This is a genomic window from Moritella sp. 5, from assembly GCF_018219455.1.
Lineage (GTDB): Bacteria > Pseudomonadota > Gammaproteobacteria > Enterobacterales > Moritellaceae > Moritella.
This window is the reverse complement of sequence record NZ_CP056122.1, coordinates 2,082,417-2,103,432: the sequence shown is the minus strand read 5'-3', so window position 1 is coordinate 2,103,432 and position 21,016 is coordinate 2,082,417. Positions and strand designations below refer to the sequence as shown.

General features: G+C 39.2%; 17 protein-coding genes. 14 read left to right on the top strand and 3 right to left on the bottom strand.

What is annotated here, in order from left to right; all coding sequences use genetic code 11:
- Positions 1–5: 5 nt before the first annotated feature.
- The 4 genes from HWV01_RS09510 (at position 6) to HWV01_RS09495 (ending at position 6,702) form a co-directional block, all read left to right on the top strand.
- Positions 6–1,544 (top strand): alpha-isopropylmalate synthase regulatory domain-containing protein, encoded by a 1,539-nt coding sequence (locus HWV01_RS09510; protein ID WP_211675140.1) that lies wholly within the window; start codon positions 6–8, stop codon positions 1,542–1,544.
- Positions 1,545–1,965: 421 nt separating this feature from the next.
- Positions 1,966–3,888, top strand: coding sequence for a PrkA family serine protein kinase (locus HWV01_RS09505; RefSeq protein WP_211675139.1), 1,923 nt, complete (start codon positions 1,966–1,968; stop codon positions 3,886–3,888).
- A 22-nt stretch (positions 3,889–3,910) separates the two neighbouring features.
- Positions 3,911–5,179, top strand: a complete 1,269-nt coding sequence (locus HWV01_RS09500) for a YeaH/YhbH family protein (RefSeq protein ID WP_211675138.1) — start codon at positions 3,911–3,913, stop codon at positions 5,177–5,179.
- A gap of 11 nt (positions 5,180–5,190) precedes the next feature.
- Positions 5,191–6,702 (top strand): SpoVR family protein, encoded by a 1,512-nt coding sequence (locus HWV01_RS09495; RefSeq protein ID WP_211675137.1) that lies wholly within the window; start codon positions 5,191–5,193, stop codon positions 6,700–6,702.
- 65 nt (positions 6,703–6,767) lie between these two features.
- Here the strand turns inward: HWV01_RS09495 and fadR are convergent, their stop codons facing one another.
- A complete protein-coding gene (gene fadR, locus HWV01_RS09490; protein ID WP_211675136.1) occupies positions 6,768–7,547 on the bottom strand; it encodes a fatty acid metabolism transcriptional regulator FadR in 780 nt (259 codons plus the stop codon).
- Positions 7,548–7,800: 253 nt separating this feature from the next.
- Between fadR and nhaB the strand changes: the two genes are divergently transcribed.
- From nhaB to HWV01_RS09475, 3 genes are all read left to right on the top strand, one after another.
- Positions 7,801–9,387 (top strand): sodium/proton antiporter NhaB, encoded by a 1,587-nt coding sequence (gene nhaB / locus HWV01_RS09485; protein ID WP_211675135.1) that lies wholly within the window; start codon positions 7,801–7,803, stop codon positions 9,385–9,387.
- Between the two features lie 164 nt (positions 9,388–9,551).
- On the top strand, positions 9,552–10,076 hold the full coding sequence (dsbB, locus tag HWV01_RS09480; RefSeq protein ID WP_211675134.1) for a disulfide bond formation protein DsbB: 525 nt from the start codon (positions 9,552–9,554) through the stop codon (positions 10,074–10,076).
- A 13-nt stretch (positions 10,077–10,089) separates the two neighbouring features.
- Positions 10,090–10,407 (top strand): DUF1244 domain-containing protein, encoded by a 318-nt coding sequence (locus tag HWV01_RS09475; protein ID WP_211675133.1) that lies wholly within the window; start codon positions 10,090–10,092, stop codon positions 10,405–10,407.
- A gap of 62 nt (positions 10,408–10,469) precedes the next feature.
- Here HWV01_RS09475 and HWV01_RS09470 read toward each other — a convergent pair whose 3' ends face one another.
- Both HWV01_RS09470 and HWV01_RS09465 read right to left on the bottom strand, forming a co-directional pair.
- The gene (locus HWV01_RS09470; protein WP_211675132.1) at positions 10,470–10,751 is read right to left on the bottom strand and encodes a pyrimidine/purine nucleoside phosphorylase; all 282 of its coding nucleotides are present in this window, start codon (positions 10,749–10,751) and stop codon (positions 10,470–10,472) included.
- 119 nt (positions 10,752–10,870) lie between these two features.
- Positions 10,871–12,085: a hypothetical protein gene (locus HWV01_RS09465; RefSeq protein ID WP_249185504.1), complete on the bottom strand. Its 1,215-nt coding sequence runs from the start codon at positions 12,083–12,085 to the stop codon at positions 10,871–10,873.
- A gap of 307 nt (positions 12,086–12,392) precedes the next feature.
- On the opposite strand from HWV01_RS09465, the gene HWV01_RS09460 reads away from it, so the two are divergent.
- The 7 genes from HWV01_RS09460 (at position 12,393) to HWV01_RS09430 (ending at position 21,015) form a co-directional block, all read left to right on the top strand.
- Positions 12,393–13,352, top strand: a complete 960-nt coding sequence (locus HWV01_RS09460; protein WP_211675131.1) for a lipid A deacylase LpxR family protein — start codon at positions 12,393–12,395, stop codon at positions 13,350–13,352.
- A 126-nt stretch (positions 13,353–13,478) separates the two neighbouring features.
- The gene (locus tag HWV01_RS09455; RefSeq protein WP_211675130.1) at positions 13,479–14,522 is read left to right on the top strand and encodes a Preprotein translocase subunit SecY; all 1,044 of its coding nucleotides are present in this window, start codon (positions 13,479–13,481) and stop codon (positions 14,520–14,522) included.
- Positions 14,523–14,765: 243 nt separating this feature from the next.
- Complete coding sequence (pdsR, locus tag HWV01_RS09450) at positions 14,766–15,470, top strand: proteobacterial dedicated sortase system response regulator (RefSeq protein ID WP_211675129.1); 705 nt, start codon at positions 14,766–14,768, stop codon at positions 15,468–15,470.
- The gene (locus HWV01_RS09445; RefSeq protein ID WP_211675128.1) at positions 15,467–17,530 is read left to right on the top strand and encodes an ATP-binding protein; all 2,064 of its coding nucleotides are present in this window, start codon (positions 15,467–15,469) and stop codon (positions 17,528–17,530) included. The genes pdsR and HWV01_RS09445 overlap by 4 nt, the downstream gene beginning before the upstream one ends.
- Before the next feature lie 24 nt (positions 17,531–17,554).
- Positions 17,555–18,220, top strand: coding sequence for a DUF2982 domain-containing protein (locus HWV01_RS09440; RefSeq protein WP_211675127.1), 666 nt, complete (start codon positions 17,555–17,557; stop codon positions 18,218–18,220).
- Between the two features lie 126 nt (positions 18,221–18,346).
- Complete coding sequence (locus HWV01_RS09435) at positions 18,347–20,368, top strand: hypothetical protein (RefSeq protein WP_211675126.1); 2,022 nt, start codon at positions 18,347–18,349, stop codon at positions 20,366–20,368.
- Between the two features lie 164 nt (positions 20,369–20,532).
- Positions 20,533–21,015 (top strand): hypothetical protein, encoded by a 483-nt coding sequence (locus HWV01_RS09430; protein WP_211675125.1) that lies wholly within the window; start codon positions 20,533–20,535, stop codon positions 21,013–21,015.
- Position 21,016 lies beyond the last annotated feature (1 nt).

Sequence of the window (21,016 nt, the reverse complement as noted above, 5' to 3'; positions counted from 1 at the left end):
CAAATATGGAAATAGTGCGCCCTCAAGTCCAATTAATGGACACAACTCTTCGTGATGGAGAACAAACCCAAGGGGTCTCCTTCACCCCCGACGAAAAAGTTAGTATTGCCAAAGCCCTACTCCAATCCCTTAATGTTGACCGAATTGAAGTCGCATCTGCGCGCGTTTCGCTTGGCGAAAAACATGCCGTATCCTCATTAATCCAATGGGCAGAGCAAGAACAAGTTGCAGACCGAATCGAAATACTGGGTTTTGTCGATCATACCAAAAGCGTTGACTGGATAACGTCCAGCGGTGCCAAAGTGATCAACTTACTCACCAAAGGTAGTGAAAAACACTGTATAGAGCAACTCCGAAAAACCCCAGCGCAACATATTGCAGATGTCAGAGAAACCATTCACTACGCCATAGAGCAAGGGTTAACAGTTAATATTTATCTTGAAGATTGGTCTAATGGTTACAGTGACAATCCTGATTATGTTTACAACATGATCAATGCACTTGTAGATTTACCAATCCAACATTACATGCTGCCAGATACACTAGGTGTAATGTCTCCAGATGAAGTCCATCTCAGCCTGTCTGATATGATTGGGCGTTATCCGCAACAGAAATTTGATTTTCATCCACATAATGATTACGGTTTAGCCACAGCAAATGCACTCGCTGCAGCAAAAGTTGGCATTAGCGCTATTCATTGTACAGTGAACTGTTTAGGTGAACGCGCTGGTAATGCCTCACTTGCAGAAGTTGCAGTAGTCCTTAAAGATAAGCTCGGTATCGAATCATCAATCAATGAACAACGCATCCATCAGATAAGCCAAATGATTGAAAATTTCTCGGGTAAAATAACGCCAGCAAACGCGCCTATTATTGGCGCAGACGTATTTACTCAGACCAGTGGTATACATGCCGATGGCGATAATAAAGGTGGCTTATATCAAACGGTGTTAGGTCCTGAACGGTTTAAGCGTACCCGAACCTATGCCCTCGGAAAAATGAGCGGTAAAGCATCGATAGAAAAAAATCTTGAAGAGTTAAGTATAGACTTAAGCCCCGAGCAAAAGACTAAATTGCTCGAGCGTATTGTCACTTTAGGTGATCAAAAAGCAATTATCACACCTGAAGATTTACCCTTTATTATTGCGGATTTACTGGAAAGTAAAGATTACTCGCATATTGAACTGCTCAACTGTTCGATTACATCTGGACTCAATGTTGATTCCACCGCAAGCATCCGTATTCGCATCGGCGATGAGATATACAAATCAGCGGGATCCGGTAATGGTGGCTTTGATGCGTTTAGTATGGCAATTCAAGCCATCATGCACAAAGTTGGATTTGATTATCCAAATTTAGAAAACTATCAAGTACGTATTCCACCAGGCGGTAAAACCAGTGCATTAACAGAAAGCTTTATTACTTGGCAGCAGGGCGATCGAAGTTTCCGAACCCGTGGTGTTAGCTCTAACCAAGTATTCGCTGGTGTGCAAGCAACAATGCGTATGTTAAATAAATTGCTACATGAAACGATAACAGCATAGCACTTCCCCAAACAGGTTTACTTTAAACCCCCTTAACGTAAACCTGTCACTAAAATAATGCCCCCCTTTATAGCAAGGTCACCATTATAGCGATGTCACAATTCGTGAATATCAATTCTAAATAATATTTAATCACATCTTGATTAGACTATACTTTGTTTATATATTGTTATATCAATAAATAATAATACAAAATTCCGCAAAACAACTCTTACATCTCCTCATTCACTAACAAACGCACGATTACCTTTTAAATAATATATTGCAGCCATAATAAAAAAATAATAAAACGCTTATAAAACCGCAATTTAATTGCGCAATTTTAAAATCAAAGTCTAAATTTAGATTAGAAGTGAGAAATACTTCAGACTTGTAGATGCTAATGTTTGCGGATGCAAGTAATTACATTTTGGGGGTAACTATGAGTATTTTTGAACATTACCAGCAAAGATACGAAGAAAGTCGTGAAGAAGAGTATACCATTCAAGAATTCTTGAATTTATGCCGTGACGACAGAACTGTATATGCATCTGCAGCTGAAAGATTACTAAACGCAATTGGTGAGCCTGAAATGGTTGATACCGCAACCGACTCTCGCCTAAGCCGATTATTTTCCAATCGTGTTGTAGCACGTTATCCAGCCTTTGAAGATTTTTATGGTATGGAAGATGCCATCGAGCAAATTGTCGCCTATTTAAAACATTCTGCTCAGGGCTTAGAAGAAAAAAAACAAATTCTGTATCTACTTGGCCCAGTGGGCGGTGGTAAATCATCACTTGCCGAAAAATTAAAAGACTTAATGCAGAATTTACCAATTTATCGCATTAAAGGATCTCCCGTTAACGATCACCCCTTTAGCTTGTTTGACGTGAATGAAGATGCCAGTATTCTGCGTAACGAATACGGTATCCCAACCCGCTGTCTTGGTCATGTAATGTCACCTTGGGCTGCTAAACGTTTGAAAGAATTTGGCGGTGATATAAGCCAGTTTAAAGTAGAGAAAGTGCGCCCATCTATACTGCATCAAATTGCCATTGCTAAAACTGAACCCGGTGATGAAAACAATCAAGATATTTCCTCGTTAGTCGGTAAAGTTGATATTCGTCAGTTAGAACATTTTTCACAAGATGACCCCGATGCATACAGCTACTCAGGTGCACTTTGTAAAGCGAACCAAGGAATGATGGAATTTGTCGAGATGTTCAAAGCCCCTATCAAAGTGCTACATCCTCTACTCACTGCAACGCAAGAAGGTAACTACAACAGTACCGAAGGTCTATCAGCCCTGCCTTTCGAAGGTATTATCCTTGCTCACTCCAATGAGTCTGAGTGGCAAACATTCCGTAATAACAAAAACAACGAAGCCTTCTTAGACCGTGTCTATATTGTTAAAGTACCTTACTGTTTACGCGTGAGTGAAGAACAATCTATATACCGTAAACTATTAGAAAACAGTGCGCTATATAATGCAAAATGCGCACCGGGTACACTTGATGCACTGTCTCAATTCACCGTTTTATCGCGCCTTAAAGATCCTGAAAATTCATCAATCTACTCCAAAATGCGTGTTTACGACGGCGAAACGTTAAAAGATACCGATCCAAAAGCAAAGTCATATCAAGAGTATCGTGATTATGCAGGCGTCGACGAAGGTATGTCAGGCCTATCAACCCGTTTTGCTTATAAAATTTTATCAAAAGTATTCAACTTTGATCATGCGGAGGTTGCAGCAAACCCAGTTCATCTTTTTTATGTATTAGAACAACAAATTGAACGAGAGCAGTTCCCTCAAGATATTGCGGACCGATATTTAGAATTTTTAAAAGGTTATTTAATTCCCAAATATGTGGAATTTATTGGCAAAGAAATCCAAACAGCTTACTTAGAGTCTTATTCTGAATATGGCCAAAACATATTCGACCGTTATGTGACTTATGCTGACTTCTGGATCCAAGATCAAGAATACCGAGATCCTGAGACCGGCCAGCTATTTGACCGTGAAGCATTAAATAATGATCTAGAGAAAATAGAAAAACCAGCAGGTATCAGCAACCCTAAAGACTTCCGTAATGAAATAGTTAACTTTGTACTCCGTGCCAGAGCCAATAACAGTGGTAAAAATCCGTCTTGGGTTAGCTATGAGAAACTCCGTACTGTAATCGAAAAGAAAATGTTCTCCAATACAGAAGAGTTGTTACCCGTTATCTCATTTAACGGTAAAACATCCACAGACGAACAGCAAAAGCATGACAACTTTGTTGACCGCATGATGGAGAAAGGCTACACCAAGAAACAAGTTAGACTATTGTCAGAATGGTATTTACGCGTACGTAAATCATCATAACTGTATTCTTTAGGGGGATGAGATGGCACATTTTATTGATCGCAGATTAAACGGAAAAAATAAAAGTACCGTTAATCGACAACGCTTTATGCGTCGTTATAACTCACAAATAAAAAAGGCGGTATCTGATGCTGTAAACAATCGTAGTATTCAGGATATTACATCTGGAGAAAGTGTCAGTATTCCAACTCGTGACATCTCGGAGCCAACTTTTCACCAAGGTAAAGGCGGCAAACGTACCGTTGTCCACCCTGGTAACGACCAATTCATTACTGGTGATAAAATTAACCGTCCACCACCAAGAGGCGGTTCAGGTTCTGGCGGAGGAGAAGCCAGCGATAGTGGTGAAGGTAATGATGATTTTAATTTTAAAATTTCAAAAGACGAATACCTTGATCTTTTATTTGAAGATTTAGAGTTACCTAATTTACAAGAAAATCAGTTTAACAGCATTGTTGAAATGAAAACCCGCCGTGCTGGCTATACTTCACATGGTAACCCCGGCAATATTTCGATTATTAAATCATTACAAAATTCATTGGCGAGGCGAACGGCATTATCCGCTGGCAAAAAAAGAAAAGTAAAAGCGCTGCAACAGCAAGTTGATGAATTAACGAATCAGGACGAAATTGAAGGCCAATTTGTCCGCGAATTAAAAAAAGAAATTGCGGAATTAAAAGAACGGATCAGTAAAGTGCCGTTCATCGACACTTTTGACTTGCGCTATAACAATTTTGAACAATATGCAGTACCGAATAGCCAAGCCGTTATGTTTTGTCTAATGGATGTCTCAGGCTCGATGGATCAGCCAACTAAAGACATGGCTAAACGTTTCTATATCTTACTGTACCTGTTCTTAACACGTACTTATAAAACGATTGAAGTAGTTTATATCCGTCATCATACCCAAGCAAAAGAAGTCGACGAACATGAATTTTTTTATTCACAAGAGACGGGTGGCACAATTGTATCGTCCGCTTTAAAACTAATGGATAAGATTGTGACCGATAAGTTTCCCGCAAATGAATGGAACATTTACGCTGCACAAGCTTCTGATGGTGATAACTGGGCTGATGACTCACCACTATGCCGTAAGCTATTGCTAGATAAAATTATGCCAAAAGTCCGTTATTTCAGCTATATCGAGATTACCAATCGTGCCCATCAGACTTTATGGCGAGAATATGAAAAAGTAGCAAAAGAATACTCACAGTTTGCCTTACAGCATATTCGCCAGCTGGAGGATATTTACCCTGTATTCCGAGAACTATTTAAAAAACAAGCCGCTTAGGGAGAGTCTATATGTTAAGAGATGAAGTGAAGCAGCTCAGCGATGGCCCCGATTGGAATTTTCCACTACTAGAAGAGTATCATATCGAAATTAAACGTATTGCAGAATACTACCGACTTGATACTTACCCCAATCAAATTGAAGTCATCACAGCAGAGCAAATGATGGATGCTTACTCTTCTGTAGGGATGCCTATTGGTTATAATCACTGGAGTTTTGGTAAGAAATTTATTCAAACAGAACAAAGCTATAAACGTGGTCAAATGGGGCTAGCATATGAAATTGTTATCAACTCTAATCCGTGCATTGCTTACTTAATGGAAGAAAACACCATTCCAATGCAAGCATTAGTTATTGCACACGCCTGCTATGGACATAACTCTTTTTTTAAAAACAATTACTTATTTAAATCATGGACAGATGCAGATTCAATCATTGATTACCTACTCTTTTCCAAGAATTATATTGCTGAATGTGAACAAAAATACGGTATCGATGCTGTCGAAAATATTGTCGATTCATGTCATGCATTAATGAATTATGGCGTTGATCGTTATAAACGCCCAAGTGAACCATCACTCAGTGAAGAAAAACGACGCCAACAAGAACGCACAGATTATTTACAAACTCAAGTCAATGAATTATGGCGTACCCTCCCCCAATACAACCAAAAATCAGAGCCTGTTGAACCAAATTACCCAGTAGAACCCCAAGAAAACATTCTCTATTTTGTAGAAAAAAATGCGCCACTGTTACAATCTTGGCAGCGCGAAATAATTCGTATCGTTCGCAAAATCAGTCAATATTTTTATCCACAAAAACAAACTCAAGTCATGAATGAAGGTTGGGCAACATTCTGGCATTATACCATCACTAATCACATGTATGACGAGGGATTGGTTTCGGATAAATTCATGTTAGAAATCTTACATAACCATACTAACGTTATTGCACAACCGGCTTATAATAGCCCGTATTATTCAGGAATGAATCCTTATGCATTAGGATTTGCCATGTTTACAGATATTCGACGTATGTGCGAAAACCCGACCGAAGAAGATAAAGCTTGGTTCCCTGATATTGCGGGTAGTGATTGGTTAGAAACCTTGCATTTTGCAATGCAAAACTTTAAAGATGAAAGCTTCATTAGCCAGTACTTGTCACCTAAAGTAATGCGTGACATGCACTTTTTTTCAATCGAAGATAACGAAAACAGTAAATTTATTGAAGTATCTGCGATTCATAATGAAGAAGGGTATCAACAATTGCGAAATAAGCTATCAGCCCAGTATAATCTCAGTAATAACGAGCCTAATATTCAGGTATTTAATGTCGATAAAAAAGGGGACCGTTCTTTAACACTACGCTATGTGCCTCACCAAGAGATACCACTAGACGCGAAATCAGCACAAGAAGTAATAAAACACCTTCATCGATTATGGGGCTTTGATGTTCGGTTAGAACAAGTTCAAGCTAATGGCAATGTGGAGGTTATCAGCCAAAGTTCCCTCCCTAAGGTATAAACTGTCCCGCGGATATAAAAAAACCAGTCAATGACTGGTTTTTTTATAAGATTATTGCGTAATCATTATTTAATGCGTTGTTCAAAAGCGACGCAAATATCATCCCATGTTTCATCACGGTACTGCTGCCAAAGTAGGCCTGAGTTCATACCATAGTTACGGATAACATTTAAGCTCTCATCCGCTTGATTATTTTGAGCTATCTCTTTCAATTCTTTGTAGAAATTTCGAGCTAATACACGAGCTTCAGGATAATCAAAATAAATTTTACCCAAAATACGGTACATATTATCAAAACCATTCAGGATCAACGCATAAACTAAATTACCTGATAAAAAGGCCAATTTATGTAGCATACTGTAATCATACGCAGTAAAGGCTTCTTTATCATCAGCAAGTTCTTCGGCTTCATTTAGAATTTCTACAACACGTTCAGGATCGCGTTTGATCGCAGCTCGAATAAAAATAACACTAATATTAGTACGGGCAGATAATAAATCACTCACCAATTCAGGTAAACGCTCAGGGTCCAATCGCACTAAATCTTCTAAGATAGACAGGCTCGATGTTTCCCAAAAATTATTAACCTGAGTTGGTTTCCCATGACGGATAGTCAGCCAACCGTCACGCGCTAAACGTTGTAATACCTCACGTAGCGTAGTACGAGTAACACCAATAAGCTCAGAAAGTTCTCTTTCAGCTGGAAGAATTGAACCTGGAGGGAAGCGATTTTTCCAGATCGATTCAATCAGATACTCTTCGGCAAATCCAGCTGGGCTTTTCGCCTTAATAATACCGTCATTCTGACGCTTTTTCTTCGTTGTTTTACTATCAGTAATATCCATTTAACTTCTCATTTGGAAATATAACAGGTTGTGTCCATTAGAATCTTAGCATCCTGATGCAAGTCCGACCAGATTTTAATTAGATACTATCACTAGAATAATTATTTTCCGATTTAAATAGTAAAATAAATTTAATTGCTATAACAATAATCTGTATCAATAAAAAGTATGGCGCACCACACGGAATACGCTTAGAATATCCCCGTTTTAAATCCCTTAAACTTAATCTTAATAAAATATTGGACAAGCCCTCATGGACATAAGCCTTAGTACGGCGGCAAAATTAAACTTCTTAGGTAATTCACCTCAGTGGTATAAAATTGCAATCATTGCATTCCTCATTATTAACCCGATTGTTTTTTCAATTGACCCGTTTATTGCTGGTTGGTTATTAGTTATCGAATTTATTTTTACTTTAGCAATGGCCCTAAAATGCTATCCTCTTCAACCCGGTGGCTTGCTTGCTATTGAAGCGGTTGCCATTGGCATGACATCTTCCGAACAAGTCCAGCACGAACTTGTGAGTAATATCGAAGTATTATTATTATTAATCTTCATGGTTGCTGGTATCTATTTCATGAAGTCATTATTGTTATATGTCTTCACTAAGCTATTGATTAACATCAAGTCTAAAGCATTACTGGCTTTATCATTTTCAGTTGTTTCAGCCTTCCTTTCTGCATTTTTAGATGCTCTGACTGTGATTGCAGTTGTGATCAGTGTCGCGATTGGCTTCTATAGTATTTACCACAAAGTAGCATCAGGCCGTGACTTTAAACATGACCATGATCATACCGACGATGCAAATGTGAATGAGCTGAAACGTCAAGATCTTGATGAGTATCGCGCTTTCTTACGTAGCCTTATGATGCATGCGGGTGTTGGTACTGCACTTGGTGGTGTATGTACTATGGTAGGCGAACCACAAAACCTAATTATTGCTGAGCAAGCAGGTTGGGATTTTCTTGAGTTTGCACTACGTATGGCTCCCGTAACGGTTCCTGTATTCTTTTTTGGTCTATTGACTTGTGTTCTGGTCGAGAAATTAAAAATATGTGGTTACGGTGCTGAATTACCAGCAGCAGTACGTACTATTTTGGTTGATTTTGATAAACATGAAGATGCAAATCGCAGCCAACGTGAACGTGTAAAACTTTATACGCAAGCGGCTATTGGTGTTTGGTTAATCATAGGCCTAGCAATGCACTTAGCTGCTGTAGGCCTCATTGGTTTATCTGTCATCATTCTTGCTACTGCATTTAACGGGATTACTGAAGAGCATGCTTTAGGTAAAGCATTCGAAGAGGCATTGCCTTTTACTGCATTACTTGCGGTATTCTTTACGATTGTTGCTGTAATTATTGATCAACAGCTGTTCATTCCACTAATTAATTCGGTTCTAGCTGCAGACCCACATCAACAACTACCGCTATTTTACTTAGCGAATGGTATCTTGTCGATGGTGAGTGATAACGTATTTGTTGGTACTGTTTATATTACCGAAGTAAAAGCAGCTCTGGTAAACGGCACTATCACACGAGATCAGTTCGACCTACTTGCTGTCGCAATTAACACAGGTACAAACCTACCTTCCGTTGCAACGCCAAATGGACAAGCTGCATTCTTATTCTTATTAACGTCTGCAGTAGCGCCACTGTTACGCTTATCGTATGGCCGTATGGTTATCATGGCATTACCATATACGATTGTGATGACGTTAGTTGGTCTTGGTGCCATTATCTACTTATTAGAACCAGCAACAGCAACGATGCTTGATATGGGGTTAATTACCGCCCATGTAGAATCTGCAGCCGAAGCGGTTAAATCAGCTGGCCACTAGTCTAGCTAAAGCATAAAAAACGCCGCTAATTAGCGGCGTTTTTTATACATGTAATCACTTTACATAAGCATTTATTTTTACACATTTTTACACTCTACATCTCATATCTAGCGCCACAATATGTTATAAAAGTAGATAGTTATTAAATTCATTTGAGACAATATATGTACCAGTTTATTTCTAACCTACCAAAACAACGCCTTCCTTGGGTTTTACTCGCTCTAACAGGTTTGGGGTTAGAAGCATCAGCCCTCTTCTTCCAATACGTGATGGAATTAAGCCCTTGTGTATTATGCGTGTATGAACGTGTAGCAATAATAGGCATTATTATTGCGGGCTTAGTGGGTGCGATAGCCCCTGCGAATCCAGTGATACGCTTAAGCGGTTTTACATTATGGTTTGTCAGCGCAGGTTACAGTTTAAGCCTCGCAATTGAGCATACCGACATTCAACTGAACCCTTCGCCATTTTCAACGTGTGACTTCTTCCCTAATTTCCCGACTTGGGCACCGCTCCATGAATGGGCTCCAGGGTTGTTTAACCCAACTGGTTTTTGTGATGAAATAAACTGGCAGTTCTTATCGTTTACAATGCCACAGTGGTTAATTTTAGCCTCTTCTATTTACTTAGCTGTTGCAGTTATCGTTTTAAGTTGCCATATTACAGGCCTGATTAAGTCAGCGAAATAACAAGGAATTGATAATGAGTAAACCAGAATTAACTCAAATTCAACAAGATCAGTTGGACGCGAAAGTATTACAACGTTTATTAGCGCATTTAGATGATAACAAACAAGTTCAAAATATTGATTTAATGATCTTGGCTGATTTTTGCCGAAACTGTTTAGGAAAATGGTATAAATCTGCTGCAGATGAACTGGAACTAGACGTAACAGATGAACAAGCGAGAGAACGCATCTACGGTATGACTTATGCTGAATGGAAAGAAAATCACCAGCTTCCAGCAACTGAAGAACAACTTGCAGCATTCAATTCGAAACCAAAAAATAACGCTAAGTAATTAATTTAATACTAAAAAGGGAGAGTGAACTTGACGTTTACTCTCCCTTTTTCACAAGTCCATTAACCGTATTGGCAAAGGTACGCAGTTTCTTGCGCTACTTTAACTTGAAACTTACTGTCGCTAGGTACATTAAACTGTTCTCCAGCATTGAATGTTTGCCACTCAGATTGTCCAGAGAGTAACACCGTTAACGCACCAGTAATCACAACCATCACTTCCGCTAAGGCTGTACCAAACTCATACTCACCGACAGCCATCACGCCAACACTGGCTTCTTTATCCGCTTCTTTAAACCCAATAGAAGCAACTTGACCATCAAAGTACTGATTTATCTTAAACATTTAAAATCCTTTTATACGATTAACTAATCTTTTAGTGCTCAGAATAACCGAAAAAATGTCTAATTAACAGTATCCCCTATTGCTAAGGTAAGTAGTGCAAAGGTAAATACTAATATCGATTAAAAGTTATAATAACCGGTCAATTGGATCATGTTGTCATCGTTATAGCTTTTATTCGCATAGTCATCATCATTAATATTAAACCACCAACCTTCAACGCCAACAGAAAGTGCTTTCGTCACATTCACTTTTGCCTGAACAAAACCATGCTGAGAGCCAAAGTCAAAATCATAATTATGGCTAATAAGTAATTCGCTATTATTTAAACCATTCAAAGTAACTCTTACACCCGCAAATATGTCATTTTGAAAACTATTATCAAGTGCTTTTTCACCATGTTGATCCCAGCTATATTCACTCAGTAAGTTAACACCAATATTTTTAGTTTGTAATAAACTAAACTCCGCACCTAATACCGCAGCACGCGTAGATTTACCTTCAACGATCTTATATAGCACTTCACCTTTTAAAATAATCTGGTTCAGATCAGCTTTAATATCTATTGATATCTGGTCAACTAAATTCACATACCAAATTGGCTCACCCACCGCTGAGTTTCGCAATTCGGGGGTACGTGTATGTCCACCAAAATAACTCACACCAACATCAATATTGTTAACACTTTTACTGTAGCGTAATGCAACATCTGGGTGATACTCTTCGCCCCAACCCGCATATTCATAGCGATAATCATTCTCGAAACTAAAACGAGCGCCTAGTGTAGGTAAGGCAGGTTCTCGGTAACCCACCAGCAGCATGGCTTCCAGTAACGCACCTTTTAGGTCTATACCCAACCTAAACATAGGCTGACCTAGCTTATCCTCTCCATTTGGTGATTCGAGATAATCCGTTTGATTCACAATATCAACTAAATGGTGGTTTTCCATCACCCCCCAATGAACTTGATCAAAACCAATAGATGCTTCCCACTTTTGAGTGACAAGCGCAGCTTTAAACTCTCTCAAATCAATATGTGAACGTTCATCATCACGTTCATCAATACGAACAAAGGGGTGTACTGTATATACCATATTGTTTTTTTTAGATGACGCTTCTATATGCGGAGATAAAGCCGCTGATATTTGATGATAAACAGGATAAGGGTAATCATTCGCTGGATATGTCGGTTGTTCAGGACTATCGAGGAAAATACGCTGCTCTAAGCTCGCACTACCCTTTACTTTTATTTCAGCATTCACATTTGTCATAACGCTCGACGTTACGAGGCCGAAGGTGATTAAACCACAGCATTTTATTAATGATTTCAATTTCATTCCCCATCAAAGAAACCAGTAACTAGGGCGAAGTAATAAACAACGATCCTTGTTGTCTCATTAGTATGTCTTTATATGTTGATTCGAAGCAATTTTTTTAGCCAAAATCATACCTAATAAGTATCAAGAACTAGAACCAAGTAATGAAAACGCATTAGACTCACACCAATCAAGTATTAAATTAACTCGTAACTCACAATGCTGGTATAATTAATGCTCAACCAATATTTATTCACATTTTCAATCAATAACGACATAAAAATGACAATAATTACAATAATTACAATAATTACAATAAGGAAAACACATGCGTTTTAAGTTATGCAGCATTATTTTACTGACTTTAAGCCAAGTTAACCCAAGCTTTGCAAGCGGCTGGTTATTTGGCATGCATAATGACGTGATCTCAAATGAAGATGGTAATTATACCAATGCTGTTTTCATCAATTATACAACTGAAGAACCCGCATTAAATAACCGCTTTTGGCAAGCGCTAACGCCGTTTGATCCAAACCCACTGAAATATGCCGTTAATTACCAAATTGGACAACAGATGTGGACACCGAGTGATATTTCGGCGACGACACCACAACCAGATGAACGCCCATACGCAGGGCTATTATTTGGTGAAGCTAGCGTATTAGGCTATAGCGCCGTCAGCTCTTACCGACTCTCTTTGCTACTGGGAACAGTCGGAGAACAGTCAAAAGCAGGTGATACACAAACCAAGGTTCATGAATGGATTGGTGCAACGCCACCAGAAGGCTGGAAATATCAAATTGAAGATGAAGTCGTATACCAACTCACAGCAGAGGCGGATCAACTTGTCGGCCGCCCGCAAATGCTTATTGGTGAATCAGATTTGTCAGTTTATCAACGCTTAGCCGTAGGTAATTTTCAAAGTGAAGTGGCACTTGGTTCGACAGTACGATGGGGACCAGATTTAGGCGCTAACTATAATAACCTAAGCCTACACCCTCAGCGACTACAAGGCATGTTACTGGCACCAAACAGCTCAGGTATTATGCTTTATGCTACGGCCGAAGTTCGTTATCGTTTCAACGATATTACGATTGAAGGTTATACACCTGATGAAGTACCGGACATTACGTTAAATAACGTACAAGTAACAGTTGCCGGAGGTTTACTTGCTTATTACCACAATATCGGCATCAAATTTAGTGTCGTGGCAATGAGTCCAGACTATGAAGAAGACGCACATAAAGAATACGTAGTCGGTAGCCTGGGATTATTCTGGCAATTTTAGTAGAATCTCCTCACAAAGTGGTCGAAATATGCCCGTTTCTTAAAATAGCTAAAAGTAGTTATCTGTTACTAATTAGCCGTGTTAGTATTCCGGTAAATTAGTCACTTTTCTGCTTTAAGATACGTTATGCATGATTCTTCATTAACATATACACGCCGCCCTAAAGGCACACTTGCCATATGCAGCCTGTATGCCTTTACTGGCGCAGCCATCACTGCGTCAGTAATATTCTCACTGCTACTCTTTTTATCTATTCACGATAAATTACTCATGCAGATTTTATTCGGCAGTTTGGCCGTCATTTTCGAACTCGGTAAATTTTTTGCTTGGTATGAATTTGGTGAGCGTATTGCTCGCAAAGCATTTCATGCCGCATTTATCGCACTTGGATTCTATTGCATCCTTGCCATTATTTCGATAGGTGGCAGTATTGGCGGCATTAACAGTGCAACCAATGTGGCACAACAGTATGTTGATCAACGCGATAACAGAGTAAATGCAATTACTCTGCAAATATCCGCGATCGACGATGAAATTGCACTTAATAATAAAGCTGCAGATAAATACCTAGAGCTACAAATGATTTCGCTTGGTGTCACTCGGATCCAGAAAGAAAATCAAGTTCTACGTGAAAAGCAAACACAGCTTAGAATTGAGCGTGATAGCGTTCCGGTCTCTGAAAAAGGGTCTGTTATCAGTTTGATCGCAAGCCTTGCAAAAATTCTGAATACGACAACAGAAGATGCACAATCATGGTTAGTCATATTCTTATCGGTATTACTTGATATTTTTGCAGCTTTCTTTGTTGGTTTAATAGGTGAGGAACTGCGTTTCCGCCATTCAATTAGCCGTAAAAAAGAACAAGAGAAAGCGGATAAAGCTGAGCACTTACGTCTTTTAGCAACGCAAAGCTATATTGAAATTGAAGCGCCAGCTCAATTAGAAGATCAGTCCTTATTAATTGAAAAACAAATGTCAGTAAGGTCTTCTGCTATCTTACAAGCAGCGCAAGAACAAGATTTAAAATGCTCAAAAAAATACATTGCAGACATACTACAACTCAGCATAGAAGAAATCGATCACGCTTTCGAAGAGTTTCTATCGTTTGGTATTGTTGAGAGAAAACGGAATAACCATTTACGTTGGATAAGACAAGCTGACGTAGCTTAACGCCTCGACTCTTTTCGATATAAAACCAACACAGTGATAGCAAGTGCTGCTGTGTTGGTTTTATTTTTAATCAAACATATACTCCAATATCAACACTTCCCGCCATATCGACCTGTTATTAAAAAGCTTAAGCAATATGAATCTCGACAGGGTTGCTAAAGGCTGTATTAATATTTTTATCCTTGATAACATAGTACTATATAGAAGCTTACCTCCCTGTTATCGACTTATGAGTTAGTCCGAATGATAAAACAACAATTACATATTGCCCTCGTTGAAGATGAAATCAATATCGCAGAAAATTATCGTGATGCGTTGCAACGTATTGGCTATCGGGTTTCACTTTTTTATAACCGCCAAGACGCACTCGCAGCTTTTACCCTGGCGTTACCTGATATGGCAATTATCGATGTCGGTTTACAAGATGAATACGAAGGCGGTTTTGACCTCTGCCGTACATTACGACAATTATCTGAGACGCTTCCAATTATCTTTTTAACCGCGCGTAGCAGCGAGTTAGATGAGATCTCAGCATTACGCCTTGGTGCTGATGATTATTTAACAAAAGACGTCAGTATTCATCAAGTATTAGCGCGCGTTTCTGCATTATTTCGTCGTATTCAAGCACTGAAAAAGCCACAATCCGCAGATGAACAAGTACTCAGTAGAGGTTCATTACGCATCAATATTGAACGTATTGAAACTTACTGGCAAGAGCAGCCTGTGATACTCACTTTAACCGAATTTTGGATTGTGCACACACTTGCTAAGCACCCTGGCCAAGTTAAAAACCGAGACCAGCTCATGGATGCTGCACATGTGGTATTAGATAACAATACGATCACAACGCACATCAAACGTATACGTAAGAAATTTAGCCACATCGATAGCGAATTCAACGCCATAAAAACAGCTTATGGTATGGGTTATCGATGGGTCATGGAGTGATAATTCACTTTAGTCTAAAAACTCAACTGCTACTTGTTGCCAGCTTAATGCTATTACTACCATGGGCGGGCTGCCAAAGCGTGAGTGTTTTAGAAACGAGTTTACGTCAAAGTCATAGTCAGTTACTTGATGTAAAAATGACCGCCGCCGCACAGCAAATAGAACGTAAACTTAATCAATCACAATACCCTAACCTTAATACCAACCAAGGCAACTATTACGCCCCGCTCACTGACAGTAAAATGTTATTAGATGGGTTTGATGGAGAAGAAAGTGATTGGGAAAATATAACCACACCTTGGTTTCAACTTAATACCTATAATTATGTAGCTGGGCTATCAACAGAAGCCAAACCATCCACAACAGTTAAATTTAAATTAGCTGCAAATGATAAATTACTCTACATCTTAATTCAGACCTCCGCTCTAACACCGCATTATTTTAACCCTATGCAACCAAAAAAAATCGCTGACCAGCTCAATATTCGCAGTATCAATAATACCGGGCTTATTTCACGTTGGCAGATCAATCCGCAAGGCTCTGGCCGGGTAGAAATGCATAATATGAGTCAAACGATGAAAACAAGTCGAGATGCGGGTACATGGTTATGGCGAGATGGTCATTATAATATTGAAATCGCAATACCGATTAACCTAGCAAGCAATGCGATTGGGTTTGATCTCGTGCTTAATGACCAACAACAAAATCAACACTTTAAATCGAAAGCAGCGACAACGTACGAGCGTAGTTTAGTCCGTGAACAGTGGGCATTAAATCAGCAACTCGCTAACTATATACAACCGGGTCTCAGTTTATACCTACTCAATAGTCAATATTGGTTGGTTGGACAACTAAATGCAGAGCAAGTAACAGGCGATAGTTTAGAAAATGACGATATCCAAGAAGAACCATCTTGGTTAATGCACACCATCTACAATAAGTTGTTCACTTCAGATCCCTTACCTTATTGGCGAGAACCAACTAGTCTAGGCCGCTGGAGATCACCACAGCAATTAGAACAAACAGCTTGGTATCAAGACTCACCGATTAATAAACAACTTAATAGTAAAGTGATTATCGTTAATGGCCAACAATTCTATGTTGTTGCAGTACAAGATTCACGACAAAGTTTACTCTCTGCCAGCGACGCGTTAAACCAGTTATTGATATTACTGTTTACTATCATCGCCGTTATTGTGACTGGCTTATTTGCATTTGCCTCGTCTTTGTCTTGGCGTATTGTTCAAATGAAGAAACACTACCGCGCAGCAATCGATAGCGACGGTAAAATAATGGCAGTGCCAGCCGCCAGTCGCCTCCCTGATGAATTGGGCGATTTATCCCGAGTGATGCAACAACTGACTATTAATCAAGGTAAGTACACTGACTATCTGGCCACATTGGCAGATAAGCTTTCTCACGAATTGAAAACACCTGTTGCCGTTATTCGAACATCACTCGAAAATATGGAACTATCAAATTTAGATCCAGAAGCAACGAAATATCTCACTCGCGCAATGCAAGGTACTAACCGTTTAAGCCAGACATTAAATGCCCTAAGTGAAGCGAATAGGTTGGAACAGAGTTTAGAATATGCGCAATGGCAAATCGTCCCATTAGACGATATGTTAGAAGAGTTAACCGAAGCTTATCGACAGATTTATAACCGCCATCAGTTTCACTTAAAGTATGATAATAGCCTTGAGTATGCCATCAATTTAGCACCCGAACTCATCGTACAATTACTCGATAAACTCATCAGTAATGCCGTTGACTTCGCGCCAGTCAATGACGCTATTGTATTTACCCTAACCAAACAAGATAAACAACTAAAATTAACGATTGAAAATCAAGGTCCACATTTTAGTAGCGATAATATCTCGCAGCTATTTGATTCTATGGTATCCATACGCCAACAATCTGAGACACCACATCTAGGTTTGGGTTTACATATTGTCAAGCTAATTAGCGACTTCCATCACGGCAACATAAATGCAAAAAACTTATCGGGTGATAAAGGCGTTATATTTGAGCTATTATTACCTATAGAAAACAAATAATAGCGTTTAGCGAGGAGGAACCTCATGTTAATACGGCCTATCGCAAAACGTAATGGCATAACAGTGACGATTATTGCAGCCCTGTTAATTTTCAGCAGTATTATTTCGTTGTTAACTACATCCGCAGACACAGGCAATTACCTCTATTTTCCTCTGGCAGCAGGGGCGCTTATTATTGGCATATGTTTGTTAATTGTCGGCATCGTGAAAATTAATGACCTATATTACCGTTTCTCACTGACAAAAGAAGGGATTCATTATTTCACCTCACGAGGTGGTTTTACTATCCTTTGGGAAGATATACAACGAATCGATATACCAAAGATAAATGAGGGATTAGAGTTAAAAGAATTACCCTACATAGGTATCCGCCTCAAACACCGAGAGCATCTTATCAATAGCGCGTCCCTACCCACTTTATCTCACATGTTATTAGAGCAAAGAGCCCTTATCATGCTCACAGCACCCAACTCGCCCCTCTATGGCAATGCCGATAATATGCTTTATCCAGACGTAAAAGTAACCCATAATTATCGAGGACTACAAGCCATGTTTATTAACCGAATGCAGTACCTCCATAATACGCTTGGTTATGATATTTACTTCCCGAACGATGATCTCGATCGCGCACCCACAGAGTTTGTTCAACTATTACGCGAGTTTAAAACAGATTGCTCTAGATCATTATAAATAGTAATTATTATCAATTAGAGTTGCATTTGGTATATTTATATGGATAATACGAACTATTCTCATTAAGACATAGTCTATTTTTAAAATAATGTAGCCTATATATAAAAATAAAAAGGATTTGTTGTGAAAAAATCTGCCCTTTGCTTTGCCATCTCTTCAGCGTTACTTACTGCTTCATTTGCATCACATGCTGCAAATGTAAAAGTACTTGATAAAACCCTTTCTCCTGCTGCAAACTTTCTTGCATATACAGAATTTGAATTATCAGGTGAACCACTTGCTGAAGCTCTCGGTTTAGACCTTGATGTTTTAGACCCGAACCAAGTTGATCAACCAACTGCATTCGATTACGCAGCGGGTATTGAAAGCTACGAGTATTCAGAAGAAGCGATGTACGCGTTAAACTACCAGTCTACTATGGGTCCTCACCTAGTTAATGGTCCCGTTAACCAAGCGCGTGGCGGCTCTCTTGCTGACTTAGGTAAACGCTTCATCTCACTTGCTGACGCAGTAGGCTTCCCAAGTGAAGAGATTCCATTAAACATGTATCCTATTTCGGTACCATACGTTTCAGGTAACCCTGAATTTGTAGGTAAAGTAGATATAACAAAAGTGGGTGGTGAAGAAATTGAAGTGTTATCTGCAACAGGTGTCGCAGCAACCCATAAAACAATTACTCCAGCATACTTCCGTGATTACAAAACACTAGCGTGGGACAGCGCAAGTTTCGATAAAGCCTTAAACCCAGGTGCAATCGGCAGCATTTTCCTTAAAGAAGTCATGTGGTCACAAGATTTCTTAGGTGGCATGCACGTTACAGCAACAGATGAAGAAGTTGAAGCAACATCAAGCACAATGGATCAAGACGGTAAACACAGTCTTGGTGTATCTGCTGCCGATGGTTTCAACGGCATGATATTAACTGAAATGTCAATCGATAAACTACTCATCCTTCAAGAACAGCTTGGCTTTGACGGTAAAAACTTAGGTGTTAAATTCGGTCCTAACTACGATGCATCTAAAAACCCAATCTGGTTTGCACACAAAGTAGCAGTTAAAGAAACACAAAAGAACAACGTAAATAACATCGGTAAATTAACAGTTACAGATGGTTCATCATCACTACGTGATACTTGGATGTTATTATGGCCTGTAAGTGAATTCTATGCATTTACTGACCAACGCACAGCGAATACTGCACAGAATCCAGCATTTAAAGCTGTATTTGATGGCAAGCCATTTGCTGCAGCACCGAAACAAAATATCGATGGTAAAACAAGCAACAATGTAGCTGCTGACGATGCATTTTCTCTTGCAAGTAACATTGCTAACCTATCGTTCCAAAATTTAGAAAATCTACACTTTAATAAGAAAGCTGGTACGTTTGTAACTAAATACGATGGCAAACAAAATGCAAAAGTTGAGACATTTGACGCTGCATACAGCATCGTAGCACTATCTATTTACCAACGCTCACAAGATGCACTACCTGTTGGTTATGCAGCTGCAGACGGCGGTGATGTTGACCTAGAAACACCTCAAGGTAAACAAGCACTAAGTCTAATAAAAGCACAAGCAAATTACATCGTTAATACACTAGTTGCGAAAAACGGTCTAGTATACGATGGCGCAACAGTTGGTAAATCAGTAGATAAAAACCAATCACTTGATGCACAATTTGCTGCAATCCGTGGTTTAGTTGCTGCTTACCTTGCAACACAAGATGACACTTACAAACAAGCTGCACGTTCTATCTTCCTAGCGGTAGAAAAAAACATGTTTGATTCAGAGTTAGGTACTTGGGCACAAACGCCAGGTAAAGCAACAATCCACACACCGTTAACTGCTGCGGCAATATCGGGTGGTTTACGTGAAACTATACTTCACCTTGCAAATGAAGAAGGCGAACATGTTCCAGCACTAGAACTACAACACTTAACAGAGCGTTATACAGCTTGGTTCAAGAAAGTAGTAAATGGTGGCCAACAATTAGCTGAATGGATTGGTGATTCAGGTGAAAATATGTTGGAAAACAGTACAACTACCGATTCAGATAATGACGGTGTACACCAAATAACAGGTGCCGGCGGTAAATACGGTACAGCACAAACAATGGCAGCAAAAGTATCGGTTAGTGCAAACTAGTCTAACCCTTTTGGCAATGAACGCCATCTCGCAACACAATTGTTAATTAACATGTATTGACTAATGAAAGTGTTGCGAAATTAAAATAAAAGTTGTAAAAAGGGATGAGAATTAACTCAGCCCTTTTTGCGTTTTCATTACGTCGATATGAATAAGGTTTTATCATGTCAGTTCAAGTAGCAACCCCAATCGGTGATAATATCTGGTCACGTTTACAGTGTCATTTTAAACGTCTCGCTTTTCATCATAAGAAAGCCGAAACGATATTATATTTGATGTTCCTGTCAGGACTTTTACTGTGGCCATTTATTACTATTCCATGGCAAATAGAACGTACTGTATTGCTGATGCATATGCTTGCAGGTATCAGTATCTTCCCTGTTTTTGTTGGTAGTTTCTGGCTCTCTCACCGAAACCTTATTCAAAACAGTAAAAAGAAATTCTTACGTCAAACCGGTACCATTATCGAATATTTGCTCATTGTTTGTACTCTTACCGGTGTCTATCTTACTTTTTGGGGTAACACGGGTAATAATTTCAGTATACTCATGCAAGATGTTCATTTTTACAGCTCATGGCTACTTGCCCCGCTTGTTCTTCGCCACGCTTGGCGCTGGACTGTAATCAAATTCTTTAGGAAGTCTTAAT

Coding starts and splice junctions, on each gene's coding strand:
- pdsR (WP_211675129.1), top strand. CDS start 14,766: ATGATAAAACAACAATTACATATTGCCCTCGTTGAAGATGAAATCAAT.
- HWV01_RS09505 (WP_211675139.1), top strand. CDS start 1,966: ATGAGTATTTTTGAACATTACCAGCAAAGATACGAAGAAAGTCGTGAA.
- dsbB (WP_211675134.1), top strand. CDS start 9,552: ATGTACCAGTTTATTTCTAACCTACCAAAACAACGCCTTCCTTGGGTT.
- HWV01_RS09510 (WP_211675140.1), top strand. CDS start 6: ATGGAAATAGTGCGCCCTCAAGTCCAATTAATGGACACAACTCTTCGT.
- HWV01_RS09460 (WP_211675131.1), top strand. CDS start 12,393: ATGCGTTTTAAGTTATGCAGCATTATTTTACTGACTTTAAGCCAAGTT.
- HWV01_RS09475 (WP_211675133.1), top strand. CDS start 10,090: ATGAGTAAACCAGAATTAACTCAAATTCAACAAGATCAGTTGGACGCG.
- nhaB (WP_211675135.1), top strand. CDS start 7,801: ATGGACATAAGCCTTAGTACGGCGGCAAAATTAAACTTCTTAGGTAAT.
- HWV01_RS09500 (WP_211675138.1), top strand. CDS start 3,911: ATGGCACATTTTATTGATCGCAGATTAAACGGAAAAAATAAAAGTACC.
- HWV01_RS09465 (WP_249185504.1), bottom strand. CDS start 12,085: ATGAAATTGAAATCATTAATAAAATGCTGTGGTTTAATCACCTTCGGC.
- HWV01_RS09470 (WP_211675132.1), bottom strand. CDS start 10,751: ATGTTTAAGATAAATCAGTACTTTGATGGTCAAGTTGCTTCTATTGGG.
- fadR (WP_211675136.1), bottom strand. CDS start 7,547: ATGGATATTACTGATAGTAAAACAACGAAGAAAAAGCGTCAGAATGAC.
- HWV01_RS09440 (WP_211675127.1), top strand. CDS start 17,555: ATGTTAATACGGCCTATCGCAAAACGTAATGGCATAACAGTGACGATT.
- HWV01_RS09495 (WP_211675137.1), top strand. CDS start 5,191: ATGTTAAGAGATGAAGTGAAGCAGCTCAGCGATGGCCCCGATTGGAAT.
- HWV01_RS09430 (WP_211675125.1), top strand. CDS start 20,533: ATGTCAGTTCAAGTAGCAACCCCAATCGGTGATAATATCTGGTCACGT.
- HWV01_RS09455 (WP_211675130.1), top strand. CDS start 13,479: ATGCATGATTCTTCATTAACATATACACGCCGCCCTAAAGGCACACTT.